At 69.5% G+C, this 15,999-nt stretch carries 20 protein-coding genes; 6 read left to right on the forward strand and 14 right to left on the reverse strand.

The annotated features are described in order from the left end of the window. Nucleotides 1-59: 59 nt before the first annotated feature. The 5 genes from KRR26_RS00685 to KRR26_RS00705 form a co-directional block, all read right to left on the reverse strand. Nucleotides 60-485, reverse strand: coding sequence for a hypothetical protein (locus KRR26_RS00685; RefSeq protein WP_217078881.1), 426 nt, complete (start codon nt 483-485; stop codon nt 60-62). Between the two features lie 317 nt (nt 486-802). Continuing rightward, nucleotides 803-1,468, reverse strand: a complete 666-nt coding sequence (locus tag KRR26_RS00690; protein ID WP_217078882.1) for a Vgb family protein — start codon at nt 1,466-1,468, stop codon at nt 803-805. A gap of 77 nt (nt 1,469-1,545) precedes the next feature. Then, on the reverse strand, nt 1,546-1,824 hold the full coding sequence (locus KRR26_RS00695) for a hypothetical protein (RefSeq protein WP_236068167.1): 279 nt from the start codon (nt 1,822-1,824) through the stop codon (nt 1,546-1,548). Between the two features lie 956 nt (nt 1,825-2,780). After that, entirely contained in the window at nt 2,781-3,194 is a 414-nt protein-coding gene (locus KRR26_RS00700; RefSeq protein ID WP_217078883.1) for an ester cyclase, read from the reverse strand. 15 nt (nt 3,195-3,209) lie between these two features. Continuing rightward, complete coding sequence (locus tag KRR26_RS00705) at nt 3,210-4,421, reverse strand: helix-turn-helix domain-containing protein (protein ID WP_217078884.1); 1,212 nt, start codon at nt 4,419-4,421, stop codon at nt 3,210-3,212. Between the two features lie 117 nt (nt 4,422-4,538). On the opposite strand from KRR26_RS00705, the gene KRR26_RS00710 reads away from it, so the two are divergent. The 4 genes from KRR26_RS00710 to KRR26_RS00725 all read left to right on the forward strand — a co-directional run bounded on the left by KRR26_RS00710 (nt 4,539) and on the right by KRR26_RS00725 (nt 6,657). Continuing rightward, nucleotides 4,539-5,243 (forward strand): DUF899 domain-containing protein, encoded by a 705-nt coding sequence (locus KRR26_RS00710; RefSeq protein ID WP_120205338.1) that lies wholly within the window; start codon nt 4,539-4,541, stop codon nt 5,241-5,243. Nucleotides 5,244-5,250: 7 nt separating this feature from the next. Further along, complete coding sequence (locus KRR26_RS00715; RefSeq protein WP_217078885.1) at nt 5,251-5,517, forward strand: hypothetical protein; 267 nt, start codon at nt 5,251-5,253, stop codon at nt 5,515-5,517. Between the two features lie 86 nt (nt 5,518-5,603). Then, entirely contained in the window at nt 5,604-5,846 is a 243-nt protein-coding gene (locus KRR26_RS00720; protein WP_120205335.1) for a hypothetical protein, read from the forward strand. A gap of 559 nt (nt 5,847-6,405) precedes the next feature. Next, nucleotides 6,406-6,657, forward strand: a complete 252-nt coding sequence (locus KRR26_RS00725) for a hypothetical protein (RefSeq protein WP_120205334.1) — start codon at nt 6,406-6,408, stop codon at nt 6,655-6,657. Nucleotides 6,658-6,682: 25 nt separating this feature from the next. Here KRR26_RS00725 and KRR26_RS00730 read toward each other — a convergent pair whose 3' ends face one another. From KRR26_RS00730 to KRR26_RS00765, 8 genes are all read right to left on the reverse strand, one after another. Beyond that, entirely contained in the window at nt 6,683-8,092 is a 1,410-nt protein-coding gene (locus KRR26_RS00730) for a class I adenylate-forming enzyme family protein (RefSeq protein ID WP_217078886.1), read from the reverse strand. Beyond that, nucleotides 8,089-8,673 carry a coronafacic acid synthetase gene (locus KRR26_RS00735; protein WP_233576832.1) on the reverse strand — a complete coding sequence of 195 codons (585 nt, stop codon included), beginning with the start codon at nt 8,671-8,673 and terminating at the stop codon, nt 8,089-8,091. Before KRR26_RS00735 ends, KRR26_RS00730 begins: the two co-directional genes overlap by 4 nt. Continuing rightward, a complete protein-coding gene (locus KRR26_RS00740) occupies nt 8,670-9,773 on the reverse strand; it encodes a beta-ketoacyl-[acyl-carrier-protein] synthase family protein (RefSeq protein ID WP_233576831.1) in 1,104 nt (367 codons plus the stop codon). The genes KRR26_RS00735 and KRR26_RS00740 overlap by 4 nt, the downstream gene beginning before the upstream one ends. 11 nt (nt 9,774-9,784) lie before the next feature. Next, nucleotides 9,785-10,258, reverse strand: a complete 474-nt coding sequence (locus KRR26_RS00745; RefSeq protein ID WP_233576860.1) for a 3-hydroxyacyl-ACP dehydratase FabZ family protein — start codon at nt 10,256-10,258, stop codon at nt 9,785-9,787. A 5-nt stretch (nt 10,259-10,263) separates the two neighbouring features. Then, nucleotides 10,264-10,680, reverse strand: a complete 417-nt coding sequence (locus KRR26_RS00750; RefSeq protein WP_120205328.1) for an acyl-CoA thioesterase — start codon at nt 10,678-10,680, stop codon at nt 10,264-10,266. Next, the gene (locus KRR26_RS00755; RefSeq protein ID WP_217078887.1) at nt 10,677-12,074 is read right to left on the reverse strand and encodes an aminotransferase class III-fold pyridoxal phosphate-dependent enzyme; all 1,398 of its coding nucleotides are present in this window, start codon (nt 12,072-12,074) and stop codon (nt 10,677-10,679) included. The genes KRR26_RS00750 and KRR26_RS00755 overlap by 4 nt, the downstream gene beginning before the upstream one ends. Beyond that, nucleotides 12,071-12,340 carry an acyl carrier protein gene (locus tag KRR26_RS00760; RefSeq protein ID WP_120205327.1) on the reverse strand — a complete coding sequence of 90 codons (270 nt, stop codon included), beginning with the start codon at nt 12,338-12,340 and terminating at the stop codon, nt 12,071-12,073. The genes KRR26_RS00755 and KRR26_RS00760 overlap by 4 nt, the downstream gene beginning before the upstream one ends. Nucleotides 12,341-12,616: 276 nt before the next feature. Next, nucleotides 12,617-13,033 carry an EamA family transporter gene (locus tag KRR26_RS00765; RefSeq protein WP_120205325.1) on the reverse strand — a complete coding sequence of 139 codons (417 nt, stop codon included), beginning with the start codon at nt 13,031-13,033 and terminating at the stop codon, nt 12,617-12,619. 69 nt (nt 13,034-13,102) lie between these two features. Between KRR26_RS00765 and KRR26_RS00770 the strand changes: the two genes are divergently transcribed. After that, entirely contained in the window at nt 13,103-14,017 is a 915-nt protein-coding gene (locus tag KRR26_RS00770; RefSeq protein WP_120205323.1) for a LysR family transcriptional regulator, read from the forward strand. A 4-nt stretch (nt 14,018-14,021) separates the two neighbouring features. Here KRR26_RS00770 and KRR26_RS00775 read toward each other — a convergent pair whose 3' ends face one another. Next, nucleotides 14,022-15,041 carry a YeiH family protein gene (locus KRR26_RS00775; RefSeq protein WP_120205321.1) on the reverse strand — a complete coding sequence of 340 codons (1,020 nt, stop codon included), beginning with the start codon at nt 15,039-15,041 and terminating at the stop codon, nt 14,022-14,024. Between the two features lie 156 nt (nt 15,042-15,197). Between KRR26_RS00775 and KRR26_RS00780 the strand changes: the two genes are divergently transcribed. Further along, nucleotides 15,198-15,587: a VOC family protein gene (locus KRR26_RS00780; RefSeq protein WP_120205319.1), complete on the forward strand. Its 390-nt coding sequence runs from the start codon at nt 15,198-15,200 to the stop codon at nt 15,585-15,587. Nucleotides 15,588-15,999 lie beyond the last annotated feature (412 nt).

The following is a 15,999-nucleotide window of genomic DNA, read 5'->3' on the forward strand; positions in this document are numbered from 1 at the left end:
GCGGGCGCCGGGTGCGCTTGGGCGTGGGAATCACCGCGGCCCAGGCCCTGGGCGAAGGCTCAGTCCGGCTTCTTCTTGGTGTAGTTCTCGCCCAGGCAACAGACGCTCTCGAACATCGCGTGCGTCTTGCGCTGGGTGAGGATGACGATGGCCCGCTCCTGCTCCGTCAAGGGCCGGCCCTCGGCCTTGGCCGTCGCTTCGATTGTGTCCAGGAGCCCGTAGAGCGCGAAGACCGCGTTGTCGCCGGTGAAGTGCTCCCGGCGCATGGCCTCGGTCTGCTGGATGAACTCGTCCTCGCTCACACGCTCGGAGTCGTCTGCAAACATGCACTTGGGCATGGAGTCCACCCCGGGGATGAACAGGCCCGTGGCCCAGTCCAGCTTGAGGATCTGTAGGCCCCCGTCCTCGAGCGGCACCCACTTCACCGTGCGGTTGCCGACGATGAAGTACCGCGTCGAGTCGTACCGCCTCTCCGAATCCGTCATCTCACCCCTCGTCAGATTCCAGCCTCTCGTGCCGAGGCGGTGGGGGGACGCCCTCGCCCACCACGCCTCCAGACGCTCGCGCAGAGGATACAGGCGCGCTGGCTGGAGCCGTCCGCGCGCTCGCCGGGTTTGTCCGCGCTGGCGAACTGCCGCTCCGCGTCGCCGGCCCCCCGGGCTCATGGCTGAACCCGATGTCGAACGCATTGCGCACGGGCACCGTTCTTCCGTCAACCAGGGCGGGCTGATAGCGGCACGTCGTCAGCGTGCGGATGACGCCGTCCGCCTCGGCCTGCGGACGCGGCGGGCTCGAACGGAGACTAGCGGCGAGAACGCGAGGGGCGCTTGACGGCGCGCACCATTCCGCTCGCTCCGCCGCCGGCGTAGAAGGTGTCCCGGCCGTCGGATTCGAGCCCCGAGACATTCTTGCCCTCGGGCATGGACAAGCGGGTGAGCACGCGACCATCGGCGGGATCGATTCGGCGAATCTCACTGGCGCCGTCTTCCCAGGTGCCGTGCCACAGCTCGCCCTCCACCCAGGTCACGCCGGTGACGAAGCGATTCGACTGGATGGTGCGCAGGACGGCGCCCGTCTCTGGATCCACCTGAAGGATGGTGCGACTGCGGTACTGGCCCATCCACAGCGAGCCCTCCGCCCACGCGAGGCCCGAGGCGTTCGTCTGTCCCGGAGCAGGCAGGGTCTTGAGGACACGGCCCGTCTTGGGATCGAGCTTGCGGATGCAGCCCTCACCGAGTTGGAAGAGGTGCTCGCCATCGAACGCGGTGCCAGCGTCACACGGAACGGAGAAGGAGCGCTCCAGCTTGCCCGTCACCGGGTCCATGGAGTGAAGGGACTCACCGCTGGCGAACCAGACCTGTTCACCGTCGTGAGTGACGCCGTGAACAGCGACGGTCCCAGGAAAGGGGCCGTACTCGCGAAGGAGCTCGGCGGGCTGCGTGTCCTCGTCGTCGCGGGGCTTGTCCATGTCAGTGCTCCTCGACGCCATCTAACCGAGCCGTGCCAACAGAGGAAGTAACAAAGTTGGCGCGATTTCCAGCGACCCTATTTCTGGATGGCCAGGATGCGCCACGTCCGGACATCCACTGCGTAGGTGGCGCCCATATCCAGGACGATGTCTCGCTCATGCTCGGCACAGTGGCTCGGACTGAACGAGAACTGAACGTAGACGATGCCCTCGGGTCCGGGCGATGCGGCCACATCGAACGCCTCTCGGCGATACAGACACTGCTCGAGTGGAGTGGCCCCTGCGTGAGGCTTCGTGCCGAGCGGCCGGAAATCCTCCATGGCGAGTGCGATGGCCGCGGCCATCGGACCGGCCACCTCCACGACTCCTTCTTTCGGAAGGTCACGCGGAAACTGAACCTTCGCGGCCTCTGCATCAGGAGCGTGAACAGGCCGAGGCGCGCCACGGAAGAGCGAGCACCCGGACAGCAGAACGAGCCACAGCAGCGCAGCACGGGTCATCATGCGACCTCGAAGCCTATCGGTCATCGACGGACGTTATACGCCCACTCGCCTTGTCTTCGTTCCGAATATGGCCAATCAGGACCCATCTCCGTCCATCACGGACGTACACCTCTCCGGGCCTCGGCTCATTGACATACGGAATCAGCTTCAGGACGCGACACGACGTATCGAACTGGATCCGAATGACGAACCGCTGGAGCTCCTTCCGCCGGTCCTCGGATGACATCTCCGAGGGCGCCCAGGGATGACTGTGGAAATCGCCAAGGGGCATCGCCCGCCCACGCGGGTCGACCACGGTTCGCGGAGGGCTGCACTGCTTGCGTTTCGATGCGCCCACCAAGACCGTCGGACCCAAAGGGGAGCCGTAGCTTGCGTGGTAGATACCGTCGCCCAGTGAATAGAGGGCCCCGCAGTACTCCTGCCCCCAATCACCATCCATTGCATTGGGAAGCTTCATGATGGCCGGACACAGCTGATCAATGACGTCATCTACGTCCGCGGACGACTGAATCTCTGGCCATGGACCACGAACCCAGACAGCTCCATTCGCGTCTCGACCAAACCACTGGCCCATCCCTTGTCGCACATAGCCGCTCCCATCTGCACAGCCCGAGAGCAACAAGAGCACTGCCACCCCACAGTGCCGCATCGCCAGTTCCCTTCAGAATCGAGCCCCTGAGAGCAGGGGTCTAGATGCGCCCATAGCAAAGAGGACTGACAGGTTTTCCACTGGACCACGTACCGGTGACACCGAGACGGGAACGGCGCCCCTATTCCAAAGTGCGTGCCAGAGAAAGGACCTGTCGCGCTCAAGGGGATGTGGCGGGCCCAGCACTGAGCTGTTGCCTCAGGGTGGCGTCGTCCACGAGCCCCCAACGCTCGATGAGCCTGCCGTCGGGTGTGAACCGCAGGATGTCGATGACGGAGTAGGAGATGGGGCGACCAGCGCGCCCGGGCTTCATGTTGGGGTCGGGGTTGTGGTCGACGACGTCCGGAAGCATGAGATCATCGAGCAGCGCGACATTGTCCGTGTGGATGGCCATCTCGAGCCTCGCGTAGAAATGCCGCGCGGCGGCCTTGGGGTCGGTCGTCACAGCGGAGGTCCTTTCGATTCGAGGCGTGGCACACGCAGGCATCAGGAGGAAGCAGCACAGCAGCAGGGTGCGCAGCATGCGCCACACTGTGTCCACGGCCAGCCCACCCGTCTTGTACGAATCCAACACGCCAGGGCCCCACGCTCAGGGCAGTGCCGGCAACAGAAGCAGGGGCGTGAAGTCAGTGACCGGGGGTGCGCCCCAACGCAACGCTCGTCCACGGCCCAGGCGATGCACCCGGCCCGAGTCCTCCAGCGTCGCCAGGGAGCGCTGAACGGTCCGCTGGCTTGCCCCCAGCGCGAGCGCGAGCGCAGAGGTCGACCAGTGCTCTCCGTCCGCCAGCAACGCCAACACCGCCGCGTCCGGACCCTCCACGGGCGGCGCGAGGAGCCGCACCTCCTGTGCCCCCTTCAATGACAGACTGAATCCCTCGGGCGTCGCGCGAACCTCCGCGAGACTTCGCAACAACGTGCGCAACCGCCCCAGCTCGACTCGCAGCCGGGCTCGATGCGTGGCGTTCGCGGTCTTCACCCCGAAGGCATTCGCAATCAACACGTCTCGCCCCGCCCCACCCGGCCACGCCTCCGCCAAGGCGCGGAGCAACTCGAACAACACCGGCCGCGAAGCCAGCACCACCGTGTCCTGCCCCTGACGCACGAGACGCCGACACCCGTCCACCACGAACTGCCCCGAGGCGAGCACCGCCTCCACATCCTGCAAGCCCAGCGGCCGGGCGCTGCCCTTCTCCAGGAGCCGCGCGGCGGGCATCACCAGGACTCGCTCGGCGTGCTCGAACTCCGCCCGGAGCGCGGGGATGCGGGCGCGCGTCGCGGCGGCCCGGCCTCGGTCCAAGGCCCGGCGTGCGCTCGACACCGAGCCCTGGCGCAGCGCCACTTCGAACTCCAGCAGGCCCGCCACCGCCACGGCCATCGCCGAGGCACCATGAGACTCCAGCGCGTCGAGCGTCCGCGCGGCCTCGTCGATTCGCCCCAGCAGCAGCGCCCGCCGTGCCTGGAGCAATCGGGCGTAGCGCGCGTTGTCCGCGTCGCCGAGCTCCGTGAACGTGCGCAGCGCGGCGGCCAGCGCGCGGTCCGGGCCCTTCAGCTCCCGCGCCGCGAGCGCCACCTCCGCCTCGGCCAGCGCACAGCGCGCCCGCGCCAGCACCTCCCGCGAGCCGTACGCACGCGACGCTCGGCGCAACAGCTGGCTCGCCTTGGAGAAGTCCCCCAACTGCGCCATCGCCACGCCCCGCAGCGCGAGCGCCTCCGCGTCCTCACGCAGGGCCACGCGCTTGAGGGCACCCAGCGGGTCTCCCGCCCGCAGCGCCCGTGCCGCCTCGGTGATGACGCCATCCATGCCGCGCATCCTCGACCAGCCCTCCGAGGTTGGGAAGCCCGCCGGTTTTGTTACTCCCTCCCTCGCGCCCCCGCCCGGTACATCAGCGACCACTTCCTCAGCGGAGGTTTCACCGCAATGCACGTCAAGACTGAATCGAGAAGTGAGTGGCTGGCCGCGCGCAAGGAGCTGCTCGCCAAGGAGAAGGCCCTCACGCGGATGAGCGACGAGCTGAGCGCGGCTCGCCGAGAGATGCCCTGGCTGCGCGTGGACACGAACTATGTGTTCGAGGGCCCCGATGGACGCGAGACGCTCTCCCAACTCTTCGCCGGGCGCAGCCAGCTCATCGTCTATCACTTCATGTTCGCCCCCGAGTGGGAGGCGGGCTGCCCGAGTTGCAGCTTCTGGGCGGACTCCTTCAACGGCGTCTACGACCATGTCCAGGCGCGTGACGCGACGTTCCTCGCCATCTCGCGGGCGCCCCTGGAGCGCCTCGAGAAGTACAAGCAGCGCATGGGATGGGGATTCAAGTGGGTGTCGTCACACGACAACACCTTCAACTTCGACTTCCAGGTGTCCTTCACCCCTGATGACCGCGCGCGCGGCGTGGCCACCTACAACTACGCCCCGCTCCAGTACGATCGGTCCGACATGCCTGGGTTCAGCGTGTTCTCGAAGGACTCCAGCGGCGCGATCTTCTACACCTACTCGACCTTCGCCCGAGGCATCGAGCGCGCGAACGCCGCCTATCAGCTCATCGACCTGCTCCCCAAGGGGCGCGATGAGGCCCCCCCGGGCCACCCCATGTTCTGGCTGCGCCGCCGAGACGAGTATGGGCGGTGAGGTCAGCGTGAGGAATCACGCAGAGCGGCGCGGCGGCAAGCGCGCGTCCCTCGTCTCCCTGACGCTCGGGCTGCTGACGGCACTTCTCCCCAAGTGCCCGCTGTGCATCGCGGCGGCCCTGTCCGTGATGGGCATGACGGCAGGCATGGCTCGCATCATCGGCCTGACGCTGCGCCCCATGGGCGCGTTGCTCGCCCTGGCCGCGCTCGGGGTCCTCTTGTACCGAGGGGTCCGCGCGCACCTCCGCGCGAAAACACAGCCACACCAGGTCTGACCGGGCGCCGCTCCAGCCTGCAAATGTTTCGTGGTATGCTTTGTCGGCTCGAACACCGGCGAGCGTTCCAAAACCAAGGAGCAGGCATGCGAAGCATTCTGACGCGAGTGCTGGCAGCGGCGTTGCTGTGCGGGTGTGGAAGTGGGCTCACCTCCGCGGGAGATGTCGCCCCAGACGAGACGGGCGCGCCCGCGGAGGTGCGAGAGATGAAGACCTGTGAGCCGTGCTTCAGCACGTATCAACGGTGTCTGGACAACGCCACCACGGAAGCCGCGGAGGCCAGGTGCGATGCCGCCTTCCTCCGGTGCAATCAGAGCCTGTGCCCGTAGGAACAGGCTGCCTCGGTCCCCTCTCGCCTCCAGGAGTTCACATGCGCTCAGGATTCTTCGCCGTGGTGTTGTCGATGGGATTGTTCGTGGTGGGATGTGGCCCGACGGAAGCAGGGCGCACTCAGGATGACCCATTGGGCTCGACCCAGCAGCGGCTCCCCGCGTGTGAACCGGGTGGCGTCTGCGGTGAAGGCTTTACGTGTGTCGATACAACCTGCCACCCCATCTGCAACGCGGGCGAGTGTGCGGGACCATGGGGCATCTGCTGTCTGGGTGGCCCCAACAACGACACCACCATGACCGAGCCATACTGCGCCAGCGCCCCCAGCGGCTGTCTTTGGGGACCCTACTAGCCCAGCGGCAAGACAGGTCACGCATTCCCGGGCGCCATGGCCTCCCCTCCCGACATGGGGGCGACATGGCGCCCCGCGGCTCTCTCCACGTCAGCACTTGAAACGACGTGTCAGAGATTCTCCCGATAGGATTCGACCGGGCGCATGAAGCGCCCCTCGCTGTCGTCCACTCGCGGCGGCGCTCGAACACCCACCTGGAGAGACCCATGCGAACAGGCTTCATCGGGATGATTCTGTCGGCCGGACTCCTGGCTGCGGCCGGGCTGACGGGCTGTGGCGGCGCGGCCACGGATACCGAGTCCACTGCTTCGGACGTCCACGAGATGGTCACGTGTGACTCCTGCATGCGCGCGTACCAGTCCTGCAAGGCCAGCGCGACCAATGACACCCAGCTGAAAACGTGTGAGGTCGCACTCGCCCGGTGCGATGCGCGGTGCACCCTGACCGTGAATCGCTAGTCACCTCGGCGGGTTGCCACGGCATTCACTTGTGCAGGGATGCCGTGGCGCCATCCGCCGCGACGACCTGGACGCGGCGTGGCCGCTCGGACAATCGCAACAGCCGAGACACCTCGCCCGCCAGCGCATCCGTCGCGCCCGTGGCCTCCGCCACCGTCAGGACCATGTCGTAGTCGTCCCCCTCCTCGCCCGCGACGATCTGCGTCCTCGCGGTGAGCACGCCGGGCAGCGTGGTGGCGAGCCTCCGAATGGAGGCCATGCAAATCTTCTCGCCGCCCTTGATGAGGAAGTCCGACAGGCGCCCCTGGTAGTAGAGATAGCCGTCGTCGTCCTGCTCGAAGATGTCGCCCGTGGCCAGCAGCCCCGGCGCGCGGAGCGAGTGCCGCTTCTCTCCCTCCACGAAGCCGATGCGGCGCTTCATCACCGTGTCCGAGGCGACGTACAGCTCCTTCTGTCCCTCCGGCACGCGGGGAACCAATGACACGCGTGTCCCTGGCAACGGCAGCCCCGCGGAAGAGAAGCGATGCGCGGGCTCCACATGCGCCGAGAGCGTCGCCACGCGCGGGCCCGCCTCGGACAATCCATACGTGAGGTACAGCTCGCCCCGAGGGCGCAGCCGCAGCAGCCCCGCCACATGCTCCGGCGAGAGGACATCACCGCCCACGCCCAGGGAGCGCAGTCCCTCGGGAAAGCCTTCGCCCCGCTGGAGCAGCGCGCGGACCAGGATGGGTGTCAGCGCGGAAACCGTGACTGCGTGCTCGCTCAAGGTCCGCCCATACGCGGCGGGCTGGAATGGCGGGCCGCTGATGACCAGGTCCGCGCCGCACAAGAGCGAGGCGAACACCTGGGCGACCATCGCGTAGGAGAAGTACAGCGGCAGGTTCACCAGCACCGTGTCCCCCGCGCGAAGCCCCACCGAGTCCGCGTGACGGCGCGCATTGCGGAACAGCGCATCCAGGTCGAACACGCAGCCGCTCGCGAAGCCCGACGTCCCCGAGGTGAGGAGCACCATCTCCCCCGCCTCGGCGCCAGAAGGCCGCTCACCGGGGAACAGCGCGACCTCGGCGCCCCCCAACTCGAAGCGCTCCACCCGCGTGGCCTGGGCCGCGGGACGCCGCATCGCCACCAACGCGCGCGCCGGGAGCGCATCCACCAGCGCCATCTGTCGTCCTTGCGGTGAAGCAGGAGACACGAGCGCGGGAACACCTCGCGCCAGCAGCACCCCGAAGACCTGCGCCACCAACTCCGCGCCGTTGGGCAAGGCCAGCAGGACCACCTCACCCGGGCGCAGGCCGCGCGCGCGCCAGGTCGCGGCGAGCTGTTCCAGGCCACGGGGCCCCCGTGAGCCAGAGTCCGTCAGGTCTCGGATGCGTTCGACGAAGCGCTGAAGCACGGCGAGCGACACGCCCGCCAACTCCGCGAGGGGCTCGCTCATGGCAGCGCCCTCCCCTCCCGGAGCGCACGCGTCACACGCGCCACGTCCACGGAAGGTCCCTCGCCCCGCGCCAGGAGGACACAGCCCGCCGTGGGAGAACCCACCCCCGAGGGCAACGGCGCCGCGATGAGCGCGCCCTCCACCACGCCGCGCGACAACCAATCCGAGGACAGATGCAGCGCCAGCGACACCGCCTCCTCCACCGGCAAGGTCAGCGCCAGGGTGGGCCCTCGGATGCCGTGGACGATGCACGCCAGGCCGGCCGGCGCGCTCGGCGTCGCCGAGGGGAAGCGCACGGGCGACGCAAAGCCTCGCAGGGCGTCGCTCGCCACCTGGGCCATGGCCTCGGGAGGACCCGCCGGGCCCACCTGGATGAGCGAGCAGCGCGTCGCCCAGGACTGGAAGTCGTCGCCGAGCGGGGCGATGGCCTCGCCAATGGCCATCACCAGCGACCAGGACATGGGGTCCGCGTAGCGCACCGTGCCCTTCACGCGCGCCGCATAGAGATTCGGCCGCGCGCCACTCACGAAGGCGCTCGCGCGCAGCACGATGGAGGCGTGCTCCAAGGATGGCGAGCTCATCGCGGGACCTCGAAGACGAGCGAGGTATCGAAGCCCCCGAAACCGAGCGTCAGGCTCAGCCCACAGCGCGCCGCGTGGCGCACCGCCTGCCCCATGGGGAGCGGGAAGGGGAACGATGGGTCTGGCTCTTCCAACCCCGCGATGGGCGGAGCCACCTGTTCGCGCAACCCGAGGATGAGCGCGATGGCCTCCAGCGCACCCGTGGCCCCCAGCGTGTGCCCGAAGTTCCCCTTCGTGGCGAAGACGAGCGGCCCGGGCCCCTCGCCAAACACGGCCTTCAGCGCGTCACGCTCCGCTCGGTCGTTCACCGGCGTGGCCGAGCCATGCCCATTGACGAGCCCAATCTCACCTGGAGCGAGGCCCGCGTCCTCCAGCGAGCGGAGCATCGCCAGCCGCGCCCCGGCCGCGCTCGGGTCGGGCGAGGTCATGCTCGCCGCGTCGTTGGCGGATCCACCGCCGCGATACAACGCCAACGGGGTCACCGAACGCGCCTGTGCCCGCGCCACGGACTCCAGCACGAGGAAGCCCGCGCCCTCTCCCAGCAGCATGCCGTCATGCCGCACATCGAAGGCGCGCGGCCGCGACGGCGTCATCGTGGAGAGCGCCGAGTGCGCCAGCCGCTTGCTCGGCGTGAGGACGTCCACGCCACCGCACAGACAGACCTCCGCCAGCCCGCCCCGAATGAGCTGAGCGCCCACCAGGATGGCATCCGAGCCGGAGGAGCAAGCCGTGGACAGCGCCACGGGCCGAGCCCCCGCGCCCACCGTGCGCGCCACGTCGTCCGCCCAGGCATGCAGGGGCGCCTCGCGCTCGGCCGCGTCGTCCAGGAAGGCCCCCAGGCTCGTGCCCAGAACCAAGCGCGTGGAGGGCGCGCGGACATCGACCCCGGCCTCGCGCGCCGCTCGCTGGAGCGTGTCCACCGCGAGCACCCGCAGGCGCTCGCTGGGGGGCTCCGGCAACGCGGCGATCACCGCCGCTCGCGCATTGCGCAGTCGGTGCGGCGAGGCCACGTCCACGAAGCCGTCATCGCCCGCCAACAACCGGTGCCACACCTCGCCGAGCCCGTCGCCGAGCGCGGTGCGCCACGCGGCTCCGGTCACGGCGACGGGCGCTACCATAGCGGCGAGCCCAGCTCCGACACCTTGCTGCGCACGAGGCTCGCGCGGAACGCCGCCACGCGCGCGGGCCCCACCGTCGCCCTCCCCGAGAAGGTGAAGAGCCCCCCCGCGAGGCGGTTGGCCTGCACGCGCAGCAGCACCTGGTCGCCCGGCACCACGACCTTGAGGAAGCGCGCCTCCACGGAGCCAATCAGCGTCAGCTCGTCCTCGGCGAGCATCGACGTGCTCATCTGGTACAGGATGATGCCCGCCTGGGCATACGCCTGGATGAGGTTGCTGCCCGGGTAGATGGCGCGCTCGGGGAAGTGCCCCGCGATGCAGTCGGTGTTGCCGGAGATGGAGATGAGCGCGTCGAGGAACTTCCCCGGCTCATGGTCCACGATGCGGTCCAACAGAATCATCGGGTGGCGGTGCCGCAGCCACTGACGCAGGGCCGTGAAGCCCAGCGGTTTGGGTTGCCGTTCCACCTCGCTCAAGGCACTGGCTTGAACTCGGCTCGCAGCGCTTCCGGAATGCATGCGGGACCTCCGCTCTCGCGGTTGACGACGGCCATGTCCAGACTTCCCGTGGCGAGCAGCACCGGCTCGGGCCCGGTGTCCTCGCGGTACAGCTTCACGGCGACCTTGATGCTCGCGGGCCCCACATGCTCGACCCCGGGCATGAGCAGCACCCAGTCCCGGAAGCGCGCGGGGGCGCGATAGGTGATGCGCAAGTCCCGCACGCGCAGGTCCAGGCCGTGCGCCCCCAGTACGTCCAGTCCAGCGCCGCGGCGCTCCAACTCGTCCAGCGCCGCCGTCTCCACCAGCGACGCGTAGCGCGAGAAGTGCACGACGCCCGACGCGTCCGTGTCCACGTGCTCGACCCGGTGGCGCAGCGGGCCGTCCCTCACGGACGCGTCTCCACGAACCGGCGCGTGCCCTCGTGGATGCGCTCGACGATGGCGCGCACGTCCGCCTCGCCCGCGATGAGCGGCGGCGCCACGCGCATCGCCGGATACAGGTAGCGCAAGCCCCGAGAGCGGCGACCCGCGCCGGCCATGAACTCCACGAAGACGCCCGCCTCGATGAGCTTGTGGCGCAGCGAGGACAGCGCGTTGGCGGCGGGCTCGGTCAGCTCGACGCCGTTCATGTAGCCCAGGCCCCGCACCTCGCGGTACAGGTCCGGGAACGCGGCCACCACGTCGCGGCGCAGCCGGGCCCGCAGCTCCTCACCCAAGGGCCCGGCGCGCTCGAGCAGGTGCTCGTCCACCAGGTGCCGCAGGCCGTGGCGAATCACCGCGCACGTCAAGGGCCGCAGGTCCGAGGTGGACACCGCGCCACTGGAGCGCACGGACAGCTCACGCCGGGCAATGACCATCGACGTGGACACCACGCCCATGCCCAGGCTCTTGCCAATGACGGTGATGTCCGTGGGGATGGGCCCCTCGGCGTCCGTCATGCCAAAGAACTGGCCGGTCTTGGCGAAGGTGAGCACCTCGTCCGCCACCAGCAGCACCTCGTACTCGCGGCAGAGCGCGGCCAGCCGGCGCAAATAGCCCGCGGGCGGCACGAGGATGCCGGCGTCACCCTGGATGGGCTCGACGAACACCGCGGACAGCTTGCGCCCCTGCTCCGTGAAGAAGCGCTCCAGGTGCTCCAGCTCACCAAAGGGCAGGAAGGCCACGTCCAGCCCGTGCGGCGGCTCGGGGCTCACCGGGGGCAGGCCGACGCGGTAGTGGCGGCGGTTGAGCAGGCTGACGAGTCCTCCCGTCCACCCATGCCACGCGCCCTCGAAGGCCAGCACGGTGCGCCGCTCCTCGCGGCCCGCGCGCGGCGCGAGTCGGCGGCGATCGAACCCCGACTCCAACACCAGGCGAAGCGCCAGCTCCAATCCCTCGGAGCCCGAGTTGCGACCGCTCGCGTGGTACTGCTCCGCCGGGAACCGGTCCGCCCAGCGGCCACCGGGGCCCAAGAGCTCCGAGAGAAGCAGGGTCCGCTCCAGCGAGCCCAGCTCGTCCGTCACGTAGCCTGTGCGCTCCAGGCCCTCGCGCAGGGCCTCCTGGATGCGCGGGTGGCCCGCGCCCAGACATGCGCTGGCATAGCCTCCGCTCGCGTCCAACACCTCCAGCACCCGGCCCGCCTCCGCGCCCTCCAAGGCCGCGAAGTGCTGCACGAGCCCCTTGGCTTGCAGACAGGCGAAAGGCAGTCGTCCACCGCCATAGTGGTCCATCTGCAACGCCATGCCGGCGCGCAGGCGATCCAGGTCATCCGGACTGAGCCTCGCGCCAGGGGTCGGCGCGTTCACGCCACGCTCTCCTGAGAGGACTTGAGCTGGGTGATGAAAGACGCCAGCTTTCCCACCGTGCGGAAGTTGTCCGGATTGAAATCCTCGTCGGTGATGCGCACCTGGAAGCGCTCCTCGCACAGCACGCGCAGTTCGAGGAACCCCACCGAGTCGAGCCCCAGGACGGACTGGAGCCCATCGTCCTCGCCAATCTGACCCTCTGGCGTCTCGACGAACAGATTCGTCACCAGCATCTTCTTGAGAGTGGATGTCAGCTCTTCCTGCATGACTCGAACCTTCCTTCCAGGGATGGTGAATCCAAAGCTGACGGACGTCGCCACACGGCGGACCGGTCACCCGCGCCAGGCGGGCGCCTCAGGTCGCTCACGATTTGAAGTTGCCCCCCACCCGCCCCCAGGAAGTCTCTCAAATCGCGCATGGCGCTCCTCGATAAGACTTGCACCGTCTACCATGTTTCTCAATTCAACAATACCCGCCAAACAGCACAAAGCCGTCAGGAGCAGCATCCCTGCAAAAACTTGATTGGATTGTGATTGGCGCGACTACTTCAGCGTGAGCAGGGCGCCGGCGACCATGAGCAACACACCCAGCACCAGCTTCCAGCTCCACGGTTCCTTCAGGAACGTCACCGCGAGCACCAGCGTGAGCGCGAGGCTCAACTTGTCGATGGGTGCCACGCGCGAGGCGGGGCCGAGTTGGAGCGCGCGGAAGTAGGCGAGCCACGACAGGCCCGTGGCCACGCCGGACAGCGCGAGGAAGATGAGCGTCCGGCGGCTGAGGGTGGGCAGGGTGTGGTGCTCGCCGCGCGCCAACGCGATGCCCCAGGCGAAGGCGAGAATCACCACGGTGCGCAGCGCGGTGGCGAGCGTGGAGGGGACGCCCTCGACGCCCACCTTGGCCAGGATGGCGGTGGCAGCCGCGAAGGCCGCGGACAGCAGGGCATAGAACAGCCAGCTCATGACTTCCTCCGGATGCGCGCCCTGCGCCCATAGCATGCTTGCCGCAGCGCATCTTCGTGAGAGGCCCCCGTGTCCGTCCGTCTCGACCCTCGCCGCTTGGAGACCTTCCGTGTGGTGGCCACCACGGGGCAGGTGTCCGCCGCCTCGCGGCTCTTGCACCTGTCCCAGCCCGCCGTGACGGCGCAGGTGCGACAGTTGGAGCGGGAGTGTGGACAACCCCTGCTCGTGCGCACCGCGCGCGGGGTGCGCGTCAACGAGGCGGGGCGCGTGCTGTTGGACTACGCGCGGCGCATGCACGCGCTCCTGGAGGAGGCGGCGCTGACGCTGGCGCCCGAGACAGAGGACCTCTCGGGAGAGCTGGCGTTGGCCGCGAGCACCACCCTGGCCAACTCGGTGGTGCCGGAGCTGCTCGCCTCCTTTCTCGGCGGGCATCCGGGCCTCACGGTGCGCCTGGAGGTGGGCAACACGGAGCAGGTGCTGGGCTGGCTCACCGAGGGGCGCGTGCCGCTGGGGCTCGTGGAGGGCCACGCCCGCGCCGCCGGCATCCGACTGGAGCGATACCTGGAGGACGAGCTGGTGCCCGTCGTCTCGGCGCGGGCGCCCACCGCGCTCCAGCGCGTGCGCGACGTGCAAGCGCTGGGCACCGTGCCGCTGGTGTGGCGCGAGCCGGGCTCGGGGACGCGCGCGGTGCTGGAGCGAGCCCTGCGGCGCGCGGGCGCGAGGCGAGGCGCGCGGCCCGGAGACCTCCAGCTCGGCAGCACCGAGGCCATCAAGGGCGCGGTGGCGCTGGGCCTGGGCGTGGGCTTCCTGTCGCGCTGGAGCATCCAGGCGGAGTTGGCGCAGGGGCGATTGCGCGTGCTGCCCATTCCCGGGCTGCACATCCCCCGAGCCCTGTCGTGGGCCCTGCCGGTGGATGCGCCCTCTGGCATCGCGGGGCGCTTCTTGCGGCACGCGCGGCTCGCGCCCCCACTCCTGCTCCCCTGATGCGTCAGGCAATGAGGCCCGAGACGAGCGCGCCCAGGCTCGCGCTGGCCATCACGACCCACAGCACGACGCCGAGCACGAGCGGACGCAGGCCCACCGCGCGCAAGGCTCCGCGCGTCAGGTTGGCGCCAATCAGGAACAGCGTCAGCACCAGCGTCTGGCGCGCCACCGCCGCCACGCCCTGCCCCACCGGCCGGAGCACCGGCACCGCCGTCACCAGCGCCGCCGCGCCCAGGAAGCCGAGGATGAACCAGGGCCGCTTCGCCCGCCCCGCTGGCGCCAAGGTGCCCCCACCGCCCTCGCGGCGCGCGCGCCACACTCCCAACCCCAGCGTGAGCGGGACAATCCACAGCGCGCGCGCCAGCTTGACGGGCGTGGCCACGGCCAGGGCGCTCGGCCCGTAGCTCATCGCGGCGCCCACCACGGAGCTGGTGTCGTGAATGGCCAGCGCGCACCACAGGCCGAAGCGCTCCGCGTCCAGCCCCACCGCTCGCCCCACGACAGGGAAGACGAGCAGCGCCACCGCGTTGAGCAGGAACACCGTGCCCAGCGCCACCGACACCTCGTCATCCTTGGCGCGCATCACCGGCGCCACCGCGGCGATGGCGCTGCCCCCGCAGATGGCCGTGCCCACGCTGATGAGCAGGCCCGTCCCCGGCACCACGCGGAGCAACCGAGTCAATAGCGCCCCCAGCGCCAGACACACCGCGATGCCCACCACCGTGTCTCCCGCGCCATGCGCCCCCGCCGCCACCACGGTGCGCAGGTCCATGCCCGCGCCCAGCCCCACCACGGAGAGGGAGAGGAGCACCTGCGTCGCCCGCCGCGTCGTGGCCGCGTGGGGATTGCCCACCGTCACCGCGACGACGAGCCCCGCCACCAGCGCCATGGACGTGGACACGACGGGCAGCAGGCACACGGCCGCCCCCAGGGGCACCAGCACGCGCCCCAGGCGGCTCGCGGGTGGCGCGGTGGGACAGGGAGGCTCGGCGGACTCGGAGGACACCGATTCGGAAGGACGCATGCGAGTCAGGGTGCGGCCGGGGGGCTCGCGAAACCAGACACAACGTGGGATGCGCCATCAGCATTTTGGATGGCTCCGGTCCCACGCGCCGGCCCATCCGGTGTATCCCTCTCCTTCTCCCGAGGACGCGCCTCGACCGGACACCGGAGGATTCTCTTGCACCACAGCCGCCTCTCGAACTTCGTCATCGACTGTCAGACTCAGGACCTGGACGCCGCGACCGCCTTCTGGAGCCAGGCGCTCGGTCGCGCCGCGACGCCCGCCTCCCCGGACAGCCCCACGTATCGCGAGCTGGCTCCGCGAGGAGACGAGCCCACCCTGCTGCTCCAGCGCGTGGACCACCCCAGCCGCATCCACCTGGACATCGAGTCGGATGACCTGGACGCCGAGGTGGAGCGCCTGGAAGCGCTCGGCGCCAAGCGCATCGCGTACGTGAAGCGCTGGTGGGTCATGGAAGCGCCCACCGGCCACCGATTCTGCGTCGTCCGCCCCCAGAGCGGTCCCTTGGAGGGCCGCGCGAACGTGTGGGACGGAGAAGGCCGCTAGGTCACCCACGCGGTCCACGACCTCGCCGCCCGCGCGCGCCCGCGGAGGGAGGCCCCGGCGAAGGAGGTGCCTGGAAGCCTCGCGTCGCTCAGGACGGCGTGGCCTCGGGTGGGACTCGGGCCTTCCTGGGCGAGAGGGTCTCGGAGTGGCGCTCGCGCGGAGGTGTTCGCCGCGGGCGCTTCGTGGCCGCCTCGCGCGAGGGCTCCCGCTCCGCCTTCCGCTTGCGCGGGGGAGCGACCGCCGGGGCCAGCCAGAACATCCACCAGAGCATGCCATCCTCCCCCTGTTGTCGAGCCGGCATCGAATAGCCTCGAGCCCGCTCGCTCGCCACCTCGAGTGCGTGGGCGTGCTTCCCCATGACCGCCCCTCTCCGGCCCGGAACGCCGTCAGCGTGGTGCCCGAGTCCCTGGTT

This window comes from Citreicoccus inhibens, assembly GCF_019039035.1.
Classification (GTDB): domain Bacteria; phylum Myxococcota; class Myxococcia; order Myxococcales; family Myxococcaceae; genus Citreicoccus; species Citreicoccus inhibens.

Bases quoted from the DNA above. Each gene is read 5' to 3' on its own strand.
- KRR26_RS00760 (WP_120205327.1), bottom strand. From the start codon at position 12,340: ATGCAGGAAGAGCTGACATCCACTCTCAAGAAGATGCTGGTGACGAAT.
- KRR26_RS00685 (WP_217078881.1), bottom strand. From the start codon at position 485: ATGACGGATTCGGAGAGGCGGTACGACTCGACGCGGTACTTCATCGTC.
- KRR26_RS00720 (WP_120205335.1), top strand. From the start codon at position 5,604: ATGCGAAGCATTCTGACGCGAGTGCTGGCAGCGGCGTTGCTGTGCGGG.
- KRR26_RS00735 (WP_233576832.1), bottom strand. From the start codon at position 8,673: ATGAGCTCGCCATCCTTGGAGCACGCCTCCATCGTGCTGCGCGCGAGC.
- KRR26_RS00725 (WP_120205334.1), top strand. From the start codon at position 6,406: ATGCGAACAGGCTTCATCGGGATGATTCTGTCGGCCGGACTCCTGGCT.
- KRR26_RS00730 (WP_217078886.1), bottom strand. From the start codon at position 8,092: ATGAGCGAGCCCCTCGCGGAGTTGGCGGGCGTGTCGCTCGCCGTGCTT.
- KRR26_RS00775 (WP_120205321.1), bottom strand. From the start codon at position 15,041: ATGCGTCCTTCCGAATCGGTGTCCTCCGAGTCCGCCGAGCCTCCCTGT.
- KRR26_RS00710 (WP_120205338.1), top strand. From the start codon at position 4,539: ATGCACGTCAAGACTGAATCGAGAAGTGAGTGGCTGGCCGCGCGCAAG.
- KRR26_RS00705 (WP_217078884.1), bottom strand. From the start codon at position 4,421: ATGGATGGCGTCATCACCGAGGCGGCACGGGCGCTGCGGGCGGGAGAC.
- KRR26_RS00765 (WP_120205325.1), bottom strand. From the start codon at position 13,033: ATGAGCTGGCTGTTCTATGCCCTGCTGTCCGCGGCCTTCGCGGCTGCC.
- KRR26_RS00690 (WP_217078882.1), bottom strand. From the start codon at position 1,468: ATGGACAAGCCCCGCGACGACGAGGACACGCAGCCCGCCGAGCTCCTT.